At 76.7% G+C, this 1334-nt stretch carries 1 protein-coding gene; it reads right to left on the reverse strand.

Annotated elements, in window-relative coordinates; all coding sequences use genetic code 11:
- A partial coding sequence (locus OZN99_RS31735; RefSeq protein ID WP_270939173.1) for a cytochrome c3 family protein occupies positions 1 to 1334 on the reverse strand: 1334 nt, incomplete at both ends.

The raw sequence follows: 1334 nt of genomic DNA on the forward strand, positions 1-1334 counted from the left end.
CAGCGCCAGGCGTGCCAGCGCGGCGTCGGCGCCGCGCGCACCCTCGCGGCCGGCCTGGATCGCCAGCGCCGGATGCGGACCGCCGCGCGGCGGTCCGTGCCAGGCGGCGAGTTGGGCCGCGGCCCAGGCCTGCGTCTGCCCGGCATGGCAGGATGTGCAGGTGTCCGGCGCGCCGATTGCCGCCGAGACGTCGGGGCGGGGGATGCTGAAGGCGTGGTCGCGGCGGCGGTCCACGCCCATGTAGGTCACGGCCGGCATGTGGCAGGCGGCGCATTGCGCGCCGGCGCTGCCTGGCGGGTGCCGGTGGTGCTCCGCCGTATCGAAGCGCGCCGGCAGGTGACATTGCGCGCAGACCGCGTTGCCCTCGGCGCGCAGCCGGCCGCTGTGCGGCTGGTGGCAATCGGCGCAGACGACGCCGGCGCGCTGCATGCGGCTCTGCGCGAAGCTGCCCCATTCGAAGACCTCGCCCTGGATCTGGCCGTCGGCGTGGTACTCGCCGCGGGTCAGCAGCAGCGGCGCATGGGTGTCGAGGAAGCGCGCGCCGGGCAGAGGGTCCGGCACGATCGGGCGGGCGCGGGCGTGGCAGGGCGCGCAGGTCTCGACCTGGGCGGCGGTGGACTGCCGCGGCGGGCCCTCCCAGCGGGCGATCCCGCGTGGGTCGCCTTCCGCGAAGCGCCAGGCGCCGCCGGACCCGTCGCGCAGCCAGACGGACAGTGCGCGATGCGGATCCGCGGCGGGCGCGCCAGCCCGGGCCCAGGCGACATGCGCGGCACCCGGGCCGTGGCAGGATTCGCAACCGACGGCGATCTCCGTCCAGGTGGTGTCGTAGCGGTCGCGCGCCGCGTCGTAGCCGCGCACCAGGCCGGTCGAGTGGCAGGACGCGCACATGAAGTTCCAGGTCTGGTCGCGCCCGGTCCAGTGCAGCGGATCGCCGGCGCGCAGCGGCTGCTGTGCCATCAGGTGGTACCAGCGCTGGCCGCCTGCGCTGCGCGGGCGGCTGTCCCAGGCCCAGGGCAGCGGCTGGCGGCGGCCGTCGGGGAACAGCACGAGATACTGCTGCAGCGGATCGACCCCGAAGGTCTCGCTGACCTGGAAGTCCGCGACCGTGCCGCCCGGGCCGTCGGTGCGCACCGCGAAGCGGTCGCCGTCGCGCAGGAAGGTTGCGGCGTGGTGCCCGTCCGTGAGCGTCTGGCCGGCGAAGTCGCCGAGCACCGTGGCCGGTGTCGCCGCCGCCATGGCGCGGGCGTGGTCGCTCTCCCGCCAGGCGGCGGCCTCGGCGGCGTGGCAGCCGGCGCAGGTGGCGGAGCCGACGAAGCCCGCGCGCGCGCGCTCGG

Origin of the sequence: Falsiroseomonas oryzae, from assembly GCF_027856955.1 — a bacterium.
Taxonomy (GTDB): Bacteria; Pseudomonadota; Alphaproteobacteria; order Acetobacterales; family Acetobacteraceae; genus Falsiroseomonas; species Falsiroseomonas oryzae.